A 15921-nucleotide genomic window follows, 5' to 3' on the forward strand; every position below is an offset into this window, starting at 1 on the left:
CGAACAAGTAGACGCTACTTGCAATAAAAAGATCACTAGCCTATATGCCATTTTTCAATAAAAGATTTCAGCTCCATACTTAGTACATAAATAATCAAATTGCTCTGTAATCCTTAGGTAAATCACCTTTTAGGAGCCACCTTTCAACCATATCATTAAACAAGTCAGGTTTTGCCAAAGGAAAGCCATGACCAATTTTCGGTAAAATCACTCCTTGGCAATTTAAATGAGAAGCTACAATGTCTGTTGCCGATTTTTTCATTACCGCCTTTTCTTTCTCACCGACAGTAACCAGTATTTTCGTTTCTGCCTGTTTAAATGCTTTAGGTATTCGAAACGACATGTTTTCTTGTAATACTCTAATGAAGGTTTCCATTTCCATTCGAGCACTTTCTTCATAATACTTTTCAAAGTAAGCTTCATTTACGTACAATGTTTTAGCTTGGATTCTGGAAAAATATTTATTTTTGATTAAAGGAAATGACCATTTGATTGTGGGTATTATCCATTTTTCTATGTGTGGATAGGGCCTGACCAAAGCACTATTGATGATGGCAAAATCTATTAAATAGGGTTTCATGCTTAATATTTGTATAATCACTTGCGCTCCTAGAGAAAAGCCGATTAGTATTATTTTCTTACCGCTCGCTTTTTGTTCGATTAAGTTTATAACTAATTCTGCACTACCTTTTATGGTAAATTTAATATCATCACTGTGTAAACCATGCTCAGGTAAGTCTGGAACAATGCAATGATAATGCGGGAAATGTTGAATTTGTTTATCCCACATCCAACCACTTACTCCACCGCCATGTAAAAATACGATTAAAGAGGCACTTTTATCACCGTATTCTGAAAACTTCAATGCCGCTTATTTCACCTCTCCTCCTTATAAACGAGACCGATTTATTAATATGCTCTGTTTATTTTAGAAACGTAATTGTCGTAACTTATCCCTCTCAACAATCATGAATGAGAGATCTATGAAAGAGGCTCAATCATTATAAAAAAATGATTGAGCCTCTCTTCCTTATACTTCTAAGCCATAGTTTTTACATAATGCTGCTAGTCCACCTGAGAAGCCACTACCAATGGCATTGAATTTCCATTCGTTATTGTGGCGATATAGCTCACATACAACCACAGCTGTTTCAATAGAAAAATCTTCTCCTAAATCATAACGTAGAAGTTCTTCATTTGTTTCTTCATTTACTAAACGGACAAACGCATTAGAAACTTGTCCGAAATTTTGCTTTCGTATTTCTGCATCGTGAATTGTAACAGCAATTCCGATATGATCAACAGTTGAAGGGATTTTTGAAAATTCAACAATTAATTGTTCATCATCCCCATCTCCTTCACCCGTACGATTATCTCCTGTATGTATCACTGCAGCTGATGGATGCTCCAACTGATTGTAGAAAACAAAATCTTGATCTTGCTGGCAACGATTTTGATGATCTGCTAAAAAGGCGGACGCGTCTAGGTCAAAGGCTTCTCCGCCACTATACTTGTTCGTATCCCAACCAAGACCGATAACAGCTCTTTTTAATCCCGGGTTTGTTTTTGTTAAATCGATTCTTTGTCCTTTTGATAATTGAATAGCCAATGAGACTCCTCCTTTTATCGCGTTAAGATTAACCTACTTGTAAACCGTAATCAGTTGCAATTCTTGCTAAACCACCTTGATAGCCTGAACCAATCGCCGAGAATTTCCACTCACCATTATGACGATATAATTCCCCAACAATGACAGCTGTTTCAATAGAGAAATCTTCTCCCAAATCATAGCGAATCAATTCTTCGTTGCTTGCTTCATTTAAAATACGAACATAAGAATTTGCAACTTGTCCGAAATTTTGCCCTCTTCCCTCTGCATCATGAATCGTAATTACAAACGAGATCTTTGCAATAGAAGCTGGTACATTGGATAAATCAACTTTTATACTTTCATCATCGCCATCACCAACACCTGTGCGATTATCTCCTGTATGTACAACTGACCCATTCCCACCTTCTAATTGATTGTAGAAAATAAAGTCTTTATCCGAAGAACATTTTCCAGATTCATCTAATAAAAACACACTAGTATCTAAGTCAAAATCTTTGCCACCGTCATATTTATTTGTATCCCAACCAAGACCGATAACGACTTTAGATAGCCCTGGATTTGTTTTCGTTAAATCAATTTTTTGTCCTTTTGATAATGAAATTGCCATTTTTCATCTCTCCCTTTTTATTAAAAATTGTAAATATGTATATATTTAGTTTAAACGTTTCTTTGAAAAACGTAAACTGATTTACTCTCGCTTTACTTTTTAATACTAGATCCAATAAGCTTTGTTCCTTAAGCTTTAGAAGATTGCTGTTCTTTCATCTCCCCTGTTTATAGTACATACGTAATCCCCCCATAAATAGTTTCAAAATTTTTTCACTTAAATAGGTAAGCGCCTATTATTGCCACAGTTTAACAACGACCCTCATATGCTATAAAAACAGATATGAGGGGAGGTTTATATTTTGTCTAAACATGAGCAAGTAACGCCAGCATTATTTCTTAAGGAAAAAACCACGAGTAATCAAGATGTATTTAGAAAAAATTATCTATCTGACCTGTTAGAAGAACAATCACAGCTTAATCATAAAGTATCAAAACAGTATCGCAATTTACAATATCAGTTAGAGGAGACGTATGAAGATTTATTGAGCTATGCTAAAGATGAGAGTATACGCCACGAAAAAAATAGGCAACAGTACAATGAGGAATGGACTGCTCTTCAATCAGCCTATCGAGCACAAGAGCAAAATCAACGAGAGATGAGTGGTTCTCTTCAACAAATTGAAGAGAAAAACGAAGAATTACTCATTCAGTTACGAGCTAGTATGTCTTCATACGAAGCCCTATTAGAACAAGCATCTATTCAGGAAACAGCTATTTTAGAACTTTCACGAAAATTAGATAGCTTTGAGAAGCCGACTGAAAAAATGCTAGAGGAATTAACAGTCATTACTGATGATCAAGCTGCAATTAAAGACAAAATGGAAACACAAGATATCTATCATCAATCTGTTATGGAAAAACTCGAATCTCAAGATGCACTTAATGAGAAAGTATTAAGACAAATCGATCATTTAAAATCAATTATTTTTGAAAGAACAGCCTACCTTACAGAAAACTTTAAATCACTCATTTCTCCAGTGAAAAGTTTTTTTGTTCACCATGAGGAGAAAAACAAAAATAAATAAGACTAGATAAGATAAATTTCTTGCGCGAATTTTGGTTTATTTCAAATGCCTAATCGCGCATTTATTTTGCCCATTCCATTCATCCTCTTTTCAAGAAATTACACTTTTGTTCACCCATTGTTAATACAGCCCAAAGGGGGTTGAGTAAAGGGGGGTTGCAACGCTCTCAAATGAAAAAATAGTAATGAAATCTTGAAAACGAAGTGGCACCGCTCACAACTCTCTTTTTTTCTAAGAAGACATAAAAAAATCCGAACCCATACATCTTTAGCGGTATGGGTTCGGACTTATCAGCTAACTATTATTCTCTTTTTACTATTTTCTATTAAACAATTAATCTAAGATTGTCACTTTTACTGTTTGTCTTCCATAATTAATGGCATCTTCTTTATTTGGAATAAAGATATCAATTTTATTTCCTTTAATCGCACCGCCGGTATCGCCAGCGATTGCTTCACCATAACCTTCTACAAATACTTTTGTTCCAAGTGGAATAACATTTGGATCAACTGAAATGACCTTCGCATCAGGATTCTCTTTTAAGTTAATACCAGTTGCTGTTACACCAGAACAACCTTCACAAGATGCTGTATATGCAGTTGCTTCCATTGTAATTTCTTTTGTTCCTTCTTCATTAGAGGAATTATTCGTGTTTTCCTCTTTTTTAGGTGCATCTACTGTCTCTGCAGGTTCTTCTTTTGCCTGTTCTTTGTTCGTATCTTTATTCACTGCTGGTTTTTCTTCTTTAACTGGTGTAGATTCGGTATTTTCTACCGGAGTATGTACCGGGTTTTCTTTCAAGATACTACTCGGTGCACCTGGATACACAACAAGCTCTTGGCCAGGATGAATCACTTCTGAACTTAACTGGTTCCAGTTTTTTAATGAATCGACCTTCACATCAAGTTCTTTAGCAATGCCCCAAAGCGTGTCGCCTTTATTTACTTTATATTTTTCTTCTTCATATACGTTTAACACATCTTCAATATAAATTGTATTTGAAGATAAGTTATTCCACTCTTTAACCTGTTCAACTGTCGTATTGTATTTTTGAGAGATGCTCCATAAAGTATCTCCCTTTTTGACAGTTACTTCCTCGGCTTGCACGCTTGCTGCAGCTCCTCCTGCAATAGTTGCTACAGCTAAAAATGATAATACTGATTTTTTCATTTCGCATAACCTCCTGTATAGCTTGTATTAGCTAACGGTGATAATCATAACAAAAGTTCGTTACAGGAAAAGAACAGGACAATAATAATCTAATGACTTATATAACAGAAGTTTAACAAAATGAGGTTTGTCTCTTAATAAATGTATTAATAGTAATTTCTCTTCCTTAAAATGAAAATTTTTCTCCCTTTTATTAAAAAATTCAAAAAATAGGTACACATTTTTATTTTTATCGTGTATACTGTATCATAACAGAAGGAATAATAAAATAATTGTTATATAAAAGGAGATGGAAGAAAATGATGAGTCCAGTAGAATTTTTTCAAACTTTACCTAAGAAAGTTTGCCCAGAATGCGGTCAAGTAATGGAGGAACAAGCCGAATCCTACTTAATGGAATGTGATCGTTGTCTTTCAAAAAAAGGAGAATAAAACGACAAAAACCGTGCAGTCGAAGTAGACTACACGGCTTTTTTGTACCACTCTGGCTAAAAATAAAGCGATTATCACAAACAATCTATGTTAATCGCTTTATTTTTAGCTTGGAGTTAAGTTACGTTAAGATTTCTGGGAGATCTCTTACTTCTAAAGTTGTGTCACTTCCACATAAAGGGCATTTCAAATCTACGGATACAAAATCCTTTCTCATCCAGCCATTACACGTATTATCTAAACAAGCATATACATCCGTACTTAAAATCACCACTTCAGGTTTTTCTTCTTGTGCTTTTTTATTAAAAAACATCGTGATCCCCCTTCAAATTTTAATCTTCTGCTATTATTATGGACAACTTTGCTTAATTTAATGAATATAAATCTGTGTAATTTTTCGTAAGTAACGTAAACTATAGAAAGAGGTGAATACAATGTCATCAAAAGAAAAGCGATTTACAGTTGCAGGAACAGATATTAATGAAGTAAAACAATTGAATCAACAGTCTGGTCTTTCTTATAATGAAGTAAAAACATTATTAGCTGCAAAATATATAAAATCAAAAAATGAGATGAAATAAAGAAGCTGCCTGCAAGCAGCTTCTTTAAATTAATTCTGTGATTTTTTTCTTGGAATCGCGATGTCAATACCTTCAACAACATCCCAATTTTCATCAGCATTTTCCAAATCACCATTTAGCAAGGATAGATTCTCATAAAGATTTTTGGATTCACTTAAAGGCATATCCTCATATTCTTTCAAATCTTTTATCCTCCCTTCATGTAGTTCTATTGTGTTCAAATATCACTGTTTCATACACTTTCTTAGGCATTTATGTACTTTAGCAATTTAAAAAGTGTATGGTTTCAATCTGAGGTTACAAATTTTTTATGTAGTAGAAACATTCAAAAAGGATTGAGATCATACAGAGGTAGTTAAAATAAAAAAGCAGCCATCTAGACTGCTTCGCATTTTTTCTTTATATCTGATGTTGACATAATCATTTGAAGGATAGCTTTTAATACATTTGTTATGGAAAGCGTATGGCGTTAATATCAACATTTAATGCACTTGATGAGGTAACATTTGCTGCTACTGTATAAGCGATTCTAATTTCATATATTGCAGTTCCAGTGGTAGCAGCAGTATTTACATTAGTGGATGCAACAGGAAATCTTGATGTACCTGCCGAACTAACACTTCTTTGAACAGAACGCGTATCAAGTAAAGTTCCATTGAGATATAGCCTAATTTGAAAGGTGAAATTAGAATTGGCCGTTGTAACTACATCAATTGATGCCGCGTAGTCAATTTTAATGTTTTGAGCAACTGTTGTTGGTACATTTAACGTAGCCACTGTCGTTTCAGTTCCATTAGTTGTTAGCGTAACGGGACCAGCTACTTCCGTAAAAAATAATTGAGACCCAGTTCCTGTGGCTCCTGTTGGTCCGGTTACTCCCGTCAAGCCTGTATTTCCTGTGGCTCCTGTAGCCCCTGTTAACCCAGTCGAGCCTGTTGCTCCGGTTATTCCTGTCGGACCTGTTGTTCCTGTGGCTCCGGTTACTCCCGTCAAGCCTGTATTTCCTGTTACTCCTATAGCCCCTGTTACACCGATTGAGCCTGTGGCTCCGGTTATTCCGGTCGGGCCTGTGGATCCTGTGACACCAGTTATTCCGGTCAAGCCTGTATTTCCTGTGGCTCCCGTAGCTCCTGTTACTCCGGTCGAGCCTGTGGATCCGGTTATTCCTGTCGAGCCTATGAATCCTGTGGCACCGGTTACTCCGGTCAAGCCTGTAATTCCTGTGACTCCTGTAGCCCCTGTTAACCCAGTCGAGCCTGTTACTCCGGTTACTCCTGTCGGACCTGTTGTTCCTGTGGCTCCGGTTACTCCCGTCAATCCTGTATTTCCTGTGGCTCCCGTAGCTCCTGCTCCACCGGTCGAGCCTGTTGCACCCGTTATTCCTATCGGGCCTGTTGTTCCTGTTGCACCCGTTACTCCGATCAAGCCTGTATTTCCTGTGGCTCCTGTTACACCGATTGAGCCTGTGGATCCGGTTACTCCTGTTGGGCCTGTTGTTCCTGTGGATCCAGTTACTCCAGTCAACCCTGTATTTCCTGCTACTCCCGTAGCTCCTGTTACCCCAATTGAGCCTGTTACTCCAGTTATTCCTGTCGGGCCTGTTGTTCCTGTGGATCCGGTTACTCCAGTCAATCCTGTATTTCCTGTGGCTCCCGTGGCTCCTGTTACACCGATTGAGCCTGTGGATCCGGTTACTCCTGTCGGACCTATTGTTCCTGTGGCTCCAGTTACTCCAGTCAAGCCTGTATTTCCTGTGACTCCCGTGGATCCTGTTGCACCCGTTACTCCTATCGGGCCTGTTGTTCCTGTGGCACCGGTTACTCCGGTCAAGCCTGTATTTCCTGTGACTCCTGTAGCCCCTGTTAACCCAGTCGAGCCTGTTGATCCTGTGACACCAGTTACTCCCGTCAATCCTGTATTTCCTGTGGCTCCTGTTACCCCGATTGAGCCTGTTACTCCAGTTATTCCTGTCGGGCCTGTTGTTCCTGTGACACCGGTTAATCCGGTCAACCCTGTATTTCCTGTGGCTCCCGTACCTCCTGCTCCACCGGTCGAGCCTGTTGCACCCGTTACTCCTGTCGGGCCTGTTGTTCCTGTGGCACCCGTTACTCCGGTCAACCCTGTATTTCCTGTGGCTCCGGTTACTCCTGTTGGGCCTGTTGGGCCTGTGGCTCCAGTTACTCCGGTCAACCCTGTATTTCCTGCTACTCCCGTAGCTCCTGTTACCCCGATTGAGCCTGTTACTCCAGTTAATCCTGTCGGGCCTGTTGTTCCTGTGGCACCGGTTAATCCGGTCAATCCTGTATTTCCTGCTACTCCCGTGGCTCCTGTTACACCGGTCGAGCCTGTTGCACCCGTGACTCCTGTCAGGCCTGTTGTTCCTGTAGCTCCAGTTTCTCCGGTCAATCCTGTATTTCCTGTGGCTCCCGTGGATCCTGTTACACCGATTGAGCCTGTGGATCCGGTTACTCCTGTCGGACCTATTGTTCCTGTAGCTCCAGTTTCTCCGGTCAATCCTGTATTTCCTGTCACTCCCGTGGATCCTGTTACCCCCATCGAGCCTGTTGCACCCGTGACTCCTGTCGGGCCTGTTGTTCCTGTGGCTCCAGTTTCTCCGGTCAATCCTGTATTTCCTGTCACTCCCGTGGATCCTGTTACACCGATTGAGCCTGTGGCTCCGGTTACTCCTGTCGGACCTATTGTTCCTGTGGCTCCAGTTTCTCCGGTCAATCCTGTATTTCCTGTGGCTCCCGTAACTCCTGTTACACCAATTGAGCCTGTTGCACCCGTGACTCCTGTCGGGCCTGTAGATCCTGTGGCTCCAGTTTCTCCGGTCAATCCTGTATTTCCTGTCACTCCCGTGGATCCTGTTACACCGGTCAAGCCTGTGGCTCCGGTTATTCCTGTCGGGCCTGTGGACCCTGTAGCACCAGTTACTCCGGTCAATCCTGTAATTCCACTAGCTATCGCATTAAAACTCTCTGGACCCACACGCGTTATATCTGTATCAACTGCACCAGTAATATTACGCACAAAGGCAGTATATATTAAGAACCCAGAACCTTTGGGGACATTGTAATCAGAAGCTGAAAATGCGTACTCTTGAGGACCGAACTCAGAGCCATTAAGAACAATAGTCTTGATACCAGTAAAAATTGTATTAACATTAGGATTAGTCCCGCGAACAATTTTAATTTCTACAAAATTTGTAGAAGTACTAGCTGTTGGACTTAGTTTTAAAGTGATAATACCGTCAAATTGAACACGAATGTTTGAAGTGGGGATGGCTTCACTAACATTAAGGCCAACTTGTCCCCAAATTTGGTAAACAGACGAAGTGGGAATGTTTATAAAATTTGCATAAGAAGCATTTTGAGATATTATTCCATCAAAGAATTCCGGCATACGTTTTCACTTTCCTTTTTATAAAGAATACAAGCAAAATTTAATTTAAATTAACTTTCAAATTAATTTATGAAATATGAAACAAAAGCGGAACGGCACATTTATTTATCCTTGAATAAACCGGGATTATATAAAAAACTTTGTCACATTTTATTAAAGATGCTGGGAATAAATGAATAAAATTCGACAAAAAACTATGAAAATTGTAATAATGATAACCTTTTCCTGAATGCCTTTGAGTTGGATTGTTTTATTCAGCTTCAGGATTAATGCCTGTCAACCGTACATGTATTTAAATTAACTCCGATGTTAAAACTTTTACATGAAGCTGTATGATAAAGGGCTGCTTTCTATATTTATTAAATGTATATGTCGAATATAGACGGAAAATTATAAATCTTCTTAGTTGATTTATAATTTTAAAAAATGATACTATATTCATGTAAACGGTTTCTACGCTTAACAATTCCAGCCATGAGAGTACATAGACACTATTTTTAAGGAGGAATTCGATGAGTCAGTTAACTGTAAGTGTGAAAGAAAAGGTGGAAAAATTTTTAAGTGGGAAGAAAAAGCTGTATATTAATGGGGAGTTTGTCGAAAGCAAATCAGGCAAAACATTCGAATCATTTAACCCAGCAACAGGTGAAGTACTCGCCCATGTATATGAAGCTGACAAAGAAGACATTGATTTAGCGGTTAAAGCAGCTCGCGAGGCATTTGATAATGGTAAATGGTCAAAGATCTCTGCTGCACAACGCAGTCGCCTTCTCTATAAACTGGCCGACTTAATGGAAGAGAATAGTGAAGAATTAGCACAATTAGAAACCTTAGATAACGGAAAACCTATAAGAGAAACAACATATGGAGATATCCCACTAGCTGTTGAGCATATACGTTACTATGCTGGCTGGTCAACAAAAATCGTAGGCCAAACAATTCCAGTAAGCGGTCCATTCTTTAACTATACAAGACATGAACCAGTTGGAGTAGTTGGACAAATCATCCCATGGAATTTCCCATTATTAATGGCTATGTGGAAAATCGGTGCAGCTCTAGCTAGCGGTTGTACGGTTGTATTAAAGCCAGCTGAGCAAACTCCTTTATCCGCTCTCTATCTAGCAGAACTTATCGAAGAAGCCGGATTCCCTAAAGGTGTCATAAATATTGTTCCTGGATTTGGTGAAACAGCAGGCAGTCCATTAGTAGATCATCCATTAGTCGACAAAATTGCTTTTACTGGCTCTACTGAAGTCGGTAAATCGATTATGTCCAGTGCTTCTAAAACATTAAAAAGAGTAACGTTAGAGCTTGGCGGTAAATCACCTAATATTATCTTACCAGATGCCGATCTTTCAAAAGCAATCCCAGGGGCTTTAAATGGTGTTATGTTTAACCAAGGTCAAGTATGCTGTGCCGGGTCTCGTGTGTTTATTCAGAAGAAACAATTTGATAATGTAGTTGCTGATATGGCAAGCCATGCTAAGAATATCAAACAAGGAGCAGGTATTCACGCTGACACAGAAATCGGACCACTCGTGTCGACTGAACAACAAAAACGCGTACTTGGTTATATTGAAAAAGGTGTGAGTGAAGGTGCAGAGCTTGTCGTAGGAGGAACGAAACCACAGGATGATGGCTATTTTGTTTCACCAACGATCTTTGCTAATGTGCAAGATAACATGACAATTGCTAAGGAAGAGATATTCGGTCCGGTTATCTCCGCCATGCCGTATGAGGATTTGGATGAACTAATTGATCGGGCTAATCACTCAGAATATGGTTTGGCTGCAGGAGTATGGACACGAGATGTAGCAAATGCTCATTATATTGCTAATAAACTTCGAGCAGGTACCGTTTGGGTTAACTGCTATAATGCTTTTGATGCTGCTTCACCATTTGGTGGCTACAAACAGTCTGGTATCGGTCGTGAAATGGGTTCCTATGCTCTTGATAATTATACTGAAGTGAAAAGCGTCTGGATTTCAATGAAATAAATAGAATAAAAAAGAGGCCGGAACAAAACCATCCTCTAAATGAAAAAGCCGTTGAAATTTAGTGATTGTAAAATTTCAACGGCTTTGTTTGATTGTCTTCTAAAATAAGGGCAAACTTCTGATAAAACACCAAATAAAATCAAAAAGAAGGGCCTTATGTTTAAATTACCATCAAATGATCAAGAGGGAATCGATGTGGAGCCAGTTTTTGGATTTTAGAAGGCTAATTTACGTTTCACTCGATTTTCCGTCCGCAAGAAAAACAAAAGTTTAAAATGAAATGGGTCTCGAGTTAATCGGCAGTGCATTTCAGAAAATACACGACCAATACCTAGGAGTGAGAAGAACTAACAGAAAAAGGTGAATTTGAGTTCCCTCAAAATTCACCTTTTTTCATTAATTGAAGGTAGTTTTGTCCCAGCCTTTTGTTTACGCGTATGCTAAAATGCTGTCTCTTAATAGTCGAGCTGCTCCAACACCTGCTTTTTCATCGTAATACTGAGTAAATCTCTCATCAGCTATATACATTTCTGCCAAACCTTTATGTGCCTCAGATGAATACGTCGACCAGCTATATTGTAACCATTCTTTGTGTAGCATCACGATTTGCTTTGCATCTTCCACTTGTTGATCCGTTTGTTGATTGAATTGTTTCAGTCTTTCAATCAGTTCCCTCTCTACCTCTTGCATTTCTTTATAACTTTCTTCAGACATTTGCATCCAAGATTTATTTGCTTCATCTACAGTTTCCGTTCCGTATTTTTCGCGAATCTCTTCTCCGAACATGCTTTCGTTTTCTTCTACTCTCTTCTTTTTGAATGCTGCAAATTTCTCTTCGTTACTCATTTCTATCTCTCCTTTATGATAAGCAATCGTATGTTCAACTGCTTTAATTAGGCTGTCAATATGATGCCTCTTTTCAACTAATGCATCATAATGCGTGTGCAATATACTTTGTATCGATTGATTTTCAGAAGCTAATATTTTTTGTATGTCAGACAACTTGAAGTTTAATTCCCTATAGAACAAGATTTGTTGCAATCGATCAACTTCAACTGTTGAATAAAATCGATAACCCGCTTCATTGATTTTTGCCGGCTCAAGTAAATGAATTTCATCATAATATCTTAATGTACGCGTACTTACACCAGACATTTGTGCCATTTGTTTAATTGAATAGAGCATCACTTCACCTCCTAATCACTACAATAAAGGTTTACGTTGCGTAAAGGTCAAGAAAGAATTCAAAAAAAATTTTTTCAACCAAGACTATTCTGCCGTCACTTACTTCAACCATACTCTGTTAGCTTTATCCATATAATCACCAATTTTTCCAATTTACTTTCATTTAATGTATAACGAAGAAGCTTGAGCATCCTTAAATCCAGCTTCACTCAAATTTCGGTGAATAGATACAGGTTGTGTGTCGCCTCTTGAATCGGAAATGATGTAGGAGCAGAAGCAGGTTTTATTATTGCTTTAAATGTGAAAAAGATCATTCTATCAATACGAAAGTTTTAATGATTGGGAATGTAAGATGCGGAACGTGAAATTAACCGAAGATAAACTTAAAGGTTGGGAGATTGATCTCTCCCGACCTTCCATTCACTTCGTCCTTCTTTCGACCAAATTCACGCCAACTCCCATACAAATCACGCCAATTAACAACATGAGCACCAAAGGCAATGTAACCTCATTCCATCCTGCATCAAAAAGTGCTATATCCATCAGGGCTTCCATCGCATGAACGAGTGGAAATAAATCTGCAATGAACAAAAGAACAGGGTTGCTAATCAGACCAGGAGGCATGTAAACACCGCTTATGACCGGTACAATTGGTATAATAGACGGGAAAATCATATTAAACTGTTCCGGTGTTTTGATAAATCCAGTAAATAACATGGCCAAACTCACCATACTGAGTGTAAAGACAGCTGAGACAGTAAGTAACATGCCAAAGTTATGACCTAGATTATAGTCCATCACATAATTAAAAATCACTAACACAATACAAATCTGTATAAATCCGATAAAAAAGCTGTAAAATAGGTGGCCTGCATACATCGCCGTTTTGCTGACAGGAGAGAGAATCATTCGATCCCATACACCACTTATTTTATCCGAAGTAACGCCATTCACTTTAAATCCAATTGTAAACATGGCCAAAAATAGGGTGAATCCAAACAATAGTTGGAGCTGCATATTATATTCTGGCACTTCTCCATCCTCAATGGATTCCGTTTGCATTTGTAATGGAGCATCTTCCAGATAACCACCTATTTGCTTCCGTGTAGCTTCAATGTCCTCTGATCCAGATGCAGCTTCCAGCTGGGCCTCTTGTGTAAATACAGTGTGAACATAGTCTTCCACTAATTGGACAGCCTGCGTATTGGAAGCTGCAATAATCTGATAATCACTTTCAGATAACCGAATCGCAGCTTCACTATTTCCTTCTTCCACATCTGCATGAGCCTCTGATTCATCTGTAATAACAAAAACATAATCTTGATTTGCATTTAATAAAGGTTCCCATTTTTCTTCCACCTCACTGCTGTTGAAGTCACTGCTGAAGATAGGGATAGTTGTTTGTGTTTGTTCATTATTATTCACATACGTGAAAATATACGTAAAAAGAATGCTTCCTAAGGTCAATAGAATGACTAACCAGGGGCTTCTGATATCCTTCTTTAATTGTGCCTTCACTACTGGAAACATTACGATTTCCCCCTTTCAGGAAACAGGAGTATTCCAATAACTAAAAATCCAATGAAAAAGCCGAATTGTTTCATCAACGGTACTGCAAAAGAAATCGCATTCCCATTTTGCGAAAATTCCGTAAATAAATCTATGACTACCCCTGTCGGCGTCCATTGACTCAATGCCTGCACCCATTCCGGGAACTGTTCCAACGAGAAAAAATTTCCTCCTAACGCAGCAAATCCCATAACGACCATAGTAAAAAGCCCATTCGCTGTATTTATGTTATGCATTCTTATCGTCAGAGAAGTGAAAATAGCAGATAACCCGGAAATAGATAATGAGAAAAACGTGACAATTACAATGATACCTAACCAAAATTCTGTTGATTTTTCGGGGAAGATTCCCAACATGAGATCAGTTACAACAAACACAAGCATTAATTGAATCCAGGCCATACAGAAAGTAGAAATTACTTTACCCATTAAATACGAAAATGGGCGGCTGTTCGTTAATAAAATTCGATTGAAAACACGCTCTCTTTTCTCCGTTACCGTCTTTGCTGCAACTGTCGCAGCAATAAATAGCGCAAATAGTGAGCTCATCCCAATCGTGTAATATTGGGCAAGTTCTATTTCAACCGCATTTTCTTTGATTACTTCTCTTCCGCCTTGCGGTAATGCGGGTTCTGATCCTTCCTCTCCTCCTGTCACCGCACTAAGCGCAAATTGAAAATTGAGTGCCTCCATATAATTATCGATCACACCAGCTAAGATATCTGTTTCTAATGAATGTTCTTCTATTTGAAAACGAATGGGTGTTTCTACAGGTTCATCCAGCATTACTTTCCCTAACACATCATACGTAAACCCTTCTGGAATTTTAATGATGGCATCCAATTCGCCGTTTTCGATCTGTTTTTGCGCTTCCTCTTCATTCATCTCAATAGTATGGATCCAGGAACTCAATTCTGGATCTTCAAAAAGCTTTACCATTATCCCAATCGGCGACAAGGTTTCAGCCTGTTCCATCATTGCATCTATTTCTATTTCTCGTAAATCCATCTCCAGTAACGCTTCTTCAAATTGCTTAAGACCGGTAGCTTTATCATCTTCCAGTATCAAACCAACCCTTAAATCCATTTCGCCAGCATCTTTAACCGATATTCCGGAGAAGGCAACATGCAGCACGACAAGGATGAGTATTGGCGCCAGTAAAGAAATGAGTACTTCTTTACGATCCCGCCAAAAAACCAATAAATCTTTTTTAATAAAAGAGAACATTTTGCTATTCTTCCTCCTCTTAATCTCTTAATGTCCGGCCGGTTATGTGCAAGAATACATCTTCAAGACTTGGCGTTTCCATTTGAAAATTCGTTAATAAAATGCCTTCACTTTCAACAGCGTGTATCAAATCACTTAGGATACTGCTTCCTTTCTTAGAGATAATCCGTAAACTTTTATCTGTTGCATCTACACGACGTATGTTCTTAATAGATTTTACTTTTTCCACTACCGTATCACTCATCTCGCTCAAAGTGACTTGAATCATATCTTCAGTGGATAATATGCTTAATAACTCTTCCTTACTTCCTGAAGCCACCACTTTCCCATGATCCATAATGTAGACTCGTTTGCATAATTGCTCGACTTCCTCCATGTAGTGACTCGTATAAAGCACCGTCGTTCCATTTTCTTCATTAAGCTTACGTACAGTTTCAAGAATATGGTTTCTTGATTGTGGATCAATCCCTACAGTAGGTTCATCCAAAATAAGAATTTTTGGATCATGCAACAAAGCAGCTGCAATATTAACCCGTCTTTTCATCCCACCGGAGAATGTTTTTACCAACTCTTTTTGAGGTTTTTTCAATCCAACCATCTCAAGAATTTCCTGGATACGTTGTTCTAAAATGGTCTTTTTGACGTTATAAATTTCACCAAAGAACTTCAAATTCTCATAAGCCGAAAGTTCTTCATATAATGCAATCTCCTGGGGAACAACACCAAGGATCCTCCTTATTTCTGCAGGGTTTTTAATTGTACTTTTTCCATTTAGTTTCACATCTCCGGCAGTCGGTTTAAGTAAAGAAGAAATCATGGAAATTGTAGTAGACTTACCAGCTCCATTCGGACCAAGCAAACCAATAGATTCTCCCTCATCGATATAAAGATCAATTTCATCAACTGCTTTTTTTCCTTTAAACGTTTTGCTTAATTTGACCGTTTCAATCATATCCACTCACTCCTGTATTAGTTGATAACAAAGAAAAACTTGACACATCACTCGTTTTTCTATATTTTTCATCCTTGCCTCACAATGTAAAATATACATAAAAAAAAACAGTGCCACCACTGTCTCTAGTCATTTTCATCATCATTCGGAATTACTTTA

15 protein-coding genes are annotated in these 15921 nt (G+C 38.5%); 4 read left to right on the forward strand and 11 right to left on the reverse strand.

Going from position 1 to position 15921, the window contains the following annotated elements:
* Positions 1-94: 94 nt before the first annotated feature.
* The 3 genes from H9655_RS11745 to H9655_RS11755 all read right to left on the reverse strand — a co-directional run bounded on the left by H9655_RS11745 (position 95) and on the right by H9655_RS11755 (position 2219).
* Positions 95-865: an alpha/beta fold hydrolase gene (locus H9655_RS11745; RefSeq protein WP_225230600.1), complete on the reverse strand. Its 771-nt coding sequence runs from the start codon at positions 863-865 to the stop codon at positions 95-97.
* A 165-nt stretch (positions 866-1030) separates the two neighbouring features.
* Entirely contained in the window at positions 1031-1609 is a 579-nt protein-coding gene (locus H9655_RS11750; protein ID WP_191814145.1) for a TerD family protein, read from the reverse strand.
* A gap of 28 nt (positions 1610-1637) precedes the next feature.
* Positions 1638-2219 (reverse strand): TerD family protein, encoded by a 582-nt coding sequence (locus tag H9655_RS11755; RefSeq protein WP_191814147.1) that lies wholly within the window; start codon positions 2217-2219, stop codon positions 1638-1640.
* Between the two features lie 301 nt (positions 2220-2520).
* Between H9655_RS11755 and H9655_RS11760 the strand changes: the two genes are divergently transcribed.
* Positions 2521-3246 carry a hypothetical protein gene (locus H9655_RS11760; protein ID WP_191814149.1) on the forward strand — a complete coding sequence of 242 codons (726 nt, stop codon included), beginning with the start codon at positions 2521-2523 and terminating at the stop codon, positions 3244-3246.
* Positions 3247-3579: 333 nt separating this feature from the next.
* Here the strand turns inward: H9655_RS11760 and H9655_RS11765 are convergent, their stop codons facing one another.
* Positions 3580-4416 carry a 3D domain-containing protein gene (locus H9655_RS11765; protein WP_191814151.1) on the reverse strand — a complete coding sequence of 279 codons (837 nt, stop codon included), beginning with the start codon at positions 4414-4416 and terminating at the stop codon, positions 3580-3582.
* Positions 4417-4715: 299 nt separating this feature from the next.
* Between H9655_RS11765 and yhfH the strand changes: the two genes are divergently transcribed.
* Positions 4716-4847 carry a protein YhfH gene (yhfH, locus tag H9655_RS11770; RefSeq protein WP_191814154.1) on the forward strand — a complete coding sequence of 44 codons (132 nt, stop codon included), beginning with the start codon at positions 4716-4718 and terminating at the stop codon, positions 4845-4847.
* Between the two features lie 121 nt (positions 4848-4968).
* On the opposite strand, the gene H9655_RS11775 is transcribed toward yhfH, so the two are convergent.
* Entirely contained in the window at positions 4969-5160 is a 192-nt protein-coding gene (locus tag H9655_RS11775) for a cold-inducible protein YdjO-related protein (protein WP_191814156.1), read from the reverse strand.
* A gap of 121 nt (positions 5161-5281) precedes the next feature.
* Here H9655_RS11775 and H9655_RS11780 point away from each other — a divergent pair, with 121 nt between their 5' ends.
* Positions 5282-5428, forward strand: coding sequence for a hypothetical protein (locus H9655_RS11780; protein ID WP_191814158.1), 147 nt, complete (start codon positions 5282-5284; stop codon positions 5426-5428).
* A 29-nt stretch (positions 5429-5457) separates the two neighbouring features.
* Here H9655_RS11780 and H9655_RS11785 read toward each other — a convergent pair whose 3' ends face one another.
* Together H9655_RS11785 and H9655_RS22730 are read right to left on the reverse strand one after the other, a co-directional pair.
* Entirely contained in the window at positions 5458-5610 is a 153-nt protein-coding gene (locus H9655_RS11785; protein ID WP_191814160.1) for a hypothetical protein, read from the reverse strand.
* 268 nt (positions 5611-5878) lie between these two features.
* Complete coding sequence (locus H9655_RS22730; protein ID WP_191814162.1) at positions 5879-8833, reverse strand: beta strand repeat-containing protein; 2955 nt, start codon at positions 8831-8833, stop codon at positions 5879-5881.
* 512 nt (positions 8834-9345) lie between these two features.
* Between H9655_RS22730 and H9655_RS11795 the strand changes: the two genes are divergently transcribed.
* Positions 9346-10830: an aldehyde dehydrogenase family protein gene (locus H9655_RS11795; protein ID WP_191814164.1), complete on the forward strand. Its 1485-nt coding sequence runs from the start codon at positions 9346-9348 to the stop codon at positions 10828-10830.
* A 429-nt stretch (positions 10831-11259) separates the two neighbouring features.
* On the opposite strand, the gene H9655_RS11800 is transcribed toward H9655_RS11795, so the two are convergent.
* From H9655_RS11800 to H9655_RS11815, 4 genes are all read right to left on the reverse strand, one after another.
* On the reverse strand, positions 11260-12015 hold the full coding sequence (locus H9655_RS11800) for a MerR family transcriptional regulator (RefSeq protein WP_191814165.1): 756 nt from the start codon (positions 12013-12015) through the stop codon (positions 11260-11262).
* Positions 12016-12435: 420 nt separating this feature from the next.
* A complete protein-coding gene (locus tag H9655_RS11805; protein WP_191814167.1) occupies positions 12436-13545 on the reverse strand; it encodes an ABC transporter permease in 1110 nt (369 codons plus the stop codon).
* Positions 13545-14810: an ABC transporter permease gene (locus H9655_RS11810; RefSeq protein WP_191814169.1), complete on the reverse strand. Its 1266-nt coding sequence runs from the start codon at positions 14808-14810 to the stop codon at positions 13545-13547. The genes H9655_RS11805 and H9655_RS11810 overlap by 1 nt, the downstream gene beginning before the upstream one ends.
* 19 nt (positions 14811-14829) lie before the next feature.
* Complete coding sequence (locus H9655_RS11815; protein ID WP_191814171.1) at positions 14830-15762, reverse strand: ABC transporter ATP-binding protein; 933 nt, start codon at positions 15760-15762, stop codon at positions 14830-14832.
* Positions 15763-15921 lie beyond the last annotated feature (159 nt).

Source organism: Cytobacillus stercorigallinarum (genome assembly GCF_014836495.1).
GTDB lineage: Bacteria > Bacillota > Bacilli > Bacillales > Cytobacillaceae > Cytobacillus > Cytobacillus stercorigallinarum.

What these genes read in the sequence shown, in the direction of transcription:
- H9655_RS11755 (WP_191814147.1), bottom strand. Translation starts at nt 2,219, where the DNA reads ATGGCAATTTCATTATCAAAAGGACAAAAAATTGATTTAACGAAAACA.
- H9655_RS11765 (WP_191814151.1), bottom strand. Translation starts at nt 4,416, where the DNA reads ATGAAAAAATCAGTATTATCATTTTTAGCTGTAGCAACTATTGCAGGA.
- yhfH (WP_191814154.1), top strand. Translation starts at nt 4,716, where the DNA reads ATGATGAGTCCAGTAGAATTTTTTCAAACTTTACCTAAGAAAGTTTGC.
- H9655_RS11775 (WP_191814156.1), bottom strand. Translation starts at nt 5,160, where the DNA reads ATGTTTTTTAATAAAAAAGCACAAGAAGAAAAACCTGAAGTGGTGATT.
- H9655_RS11780 (WP_191814158.1), top strand. Translation starts at nt 5,282, where the DNA reads ATGTCATCAAAAGAAAAGCGATTTACAGTTGCAGGAACAGATATTAAT.
- H9655_RS22730 (WP_191814162.1), bottom strand. Translation starts at nt 8,833, where the DNA reads ATGCCGGAATTCTTTGATGGAATAATATCTCAAAATGCTTCTTATGCA.
- H9655_RS11795 (WP_191814164.1), top strand. Translation starts at nt 9,346, where the DNA reads ATGAGTCAGTTAACTGTAAGTGTGAAAGAAAAGGTGGAAAAATTTTTA.
- H9655_RS11800 (WP_191814165.1), bottom strand. Translation starts at nt 12,015, where the DNA reads ATGCTCTATTCAATTAAACAAATGGCACAAATGTCTGGTGTAAGTACG.
- H9655_RS11805 (WP_191814167.1), bottom strand. Translation starts at nt 13,545, where the DNA reads ATGTTTCCAGTAGTGAAGGCACAATTAAAGAAGGATATCAGAAGCCCC.
- H9655_RS11810 (WP_191814169.1), bottom strand. Translation starts at nt 14,810, where the DNA reads ATGTTCTCTTTTATTAAAAAAGATTTATTGGTTTTTTGGCGGGATCGT.
- H9655_RS11815 (WP_191814171.1), bottom strand. Translation starts at nt 15,762, where the DNA reads ATGATTGAAACGGTCAAATTAAGCAAAACGTTTAAAGGAAAAAAAGCA.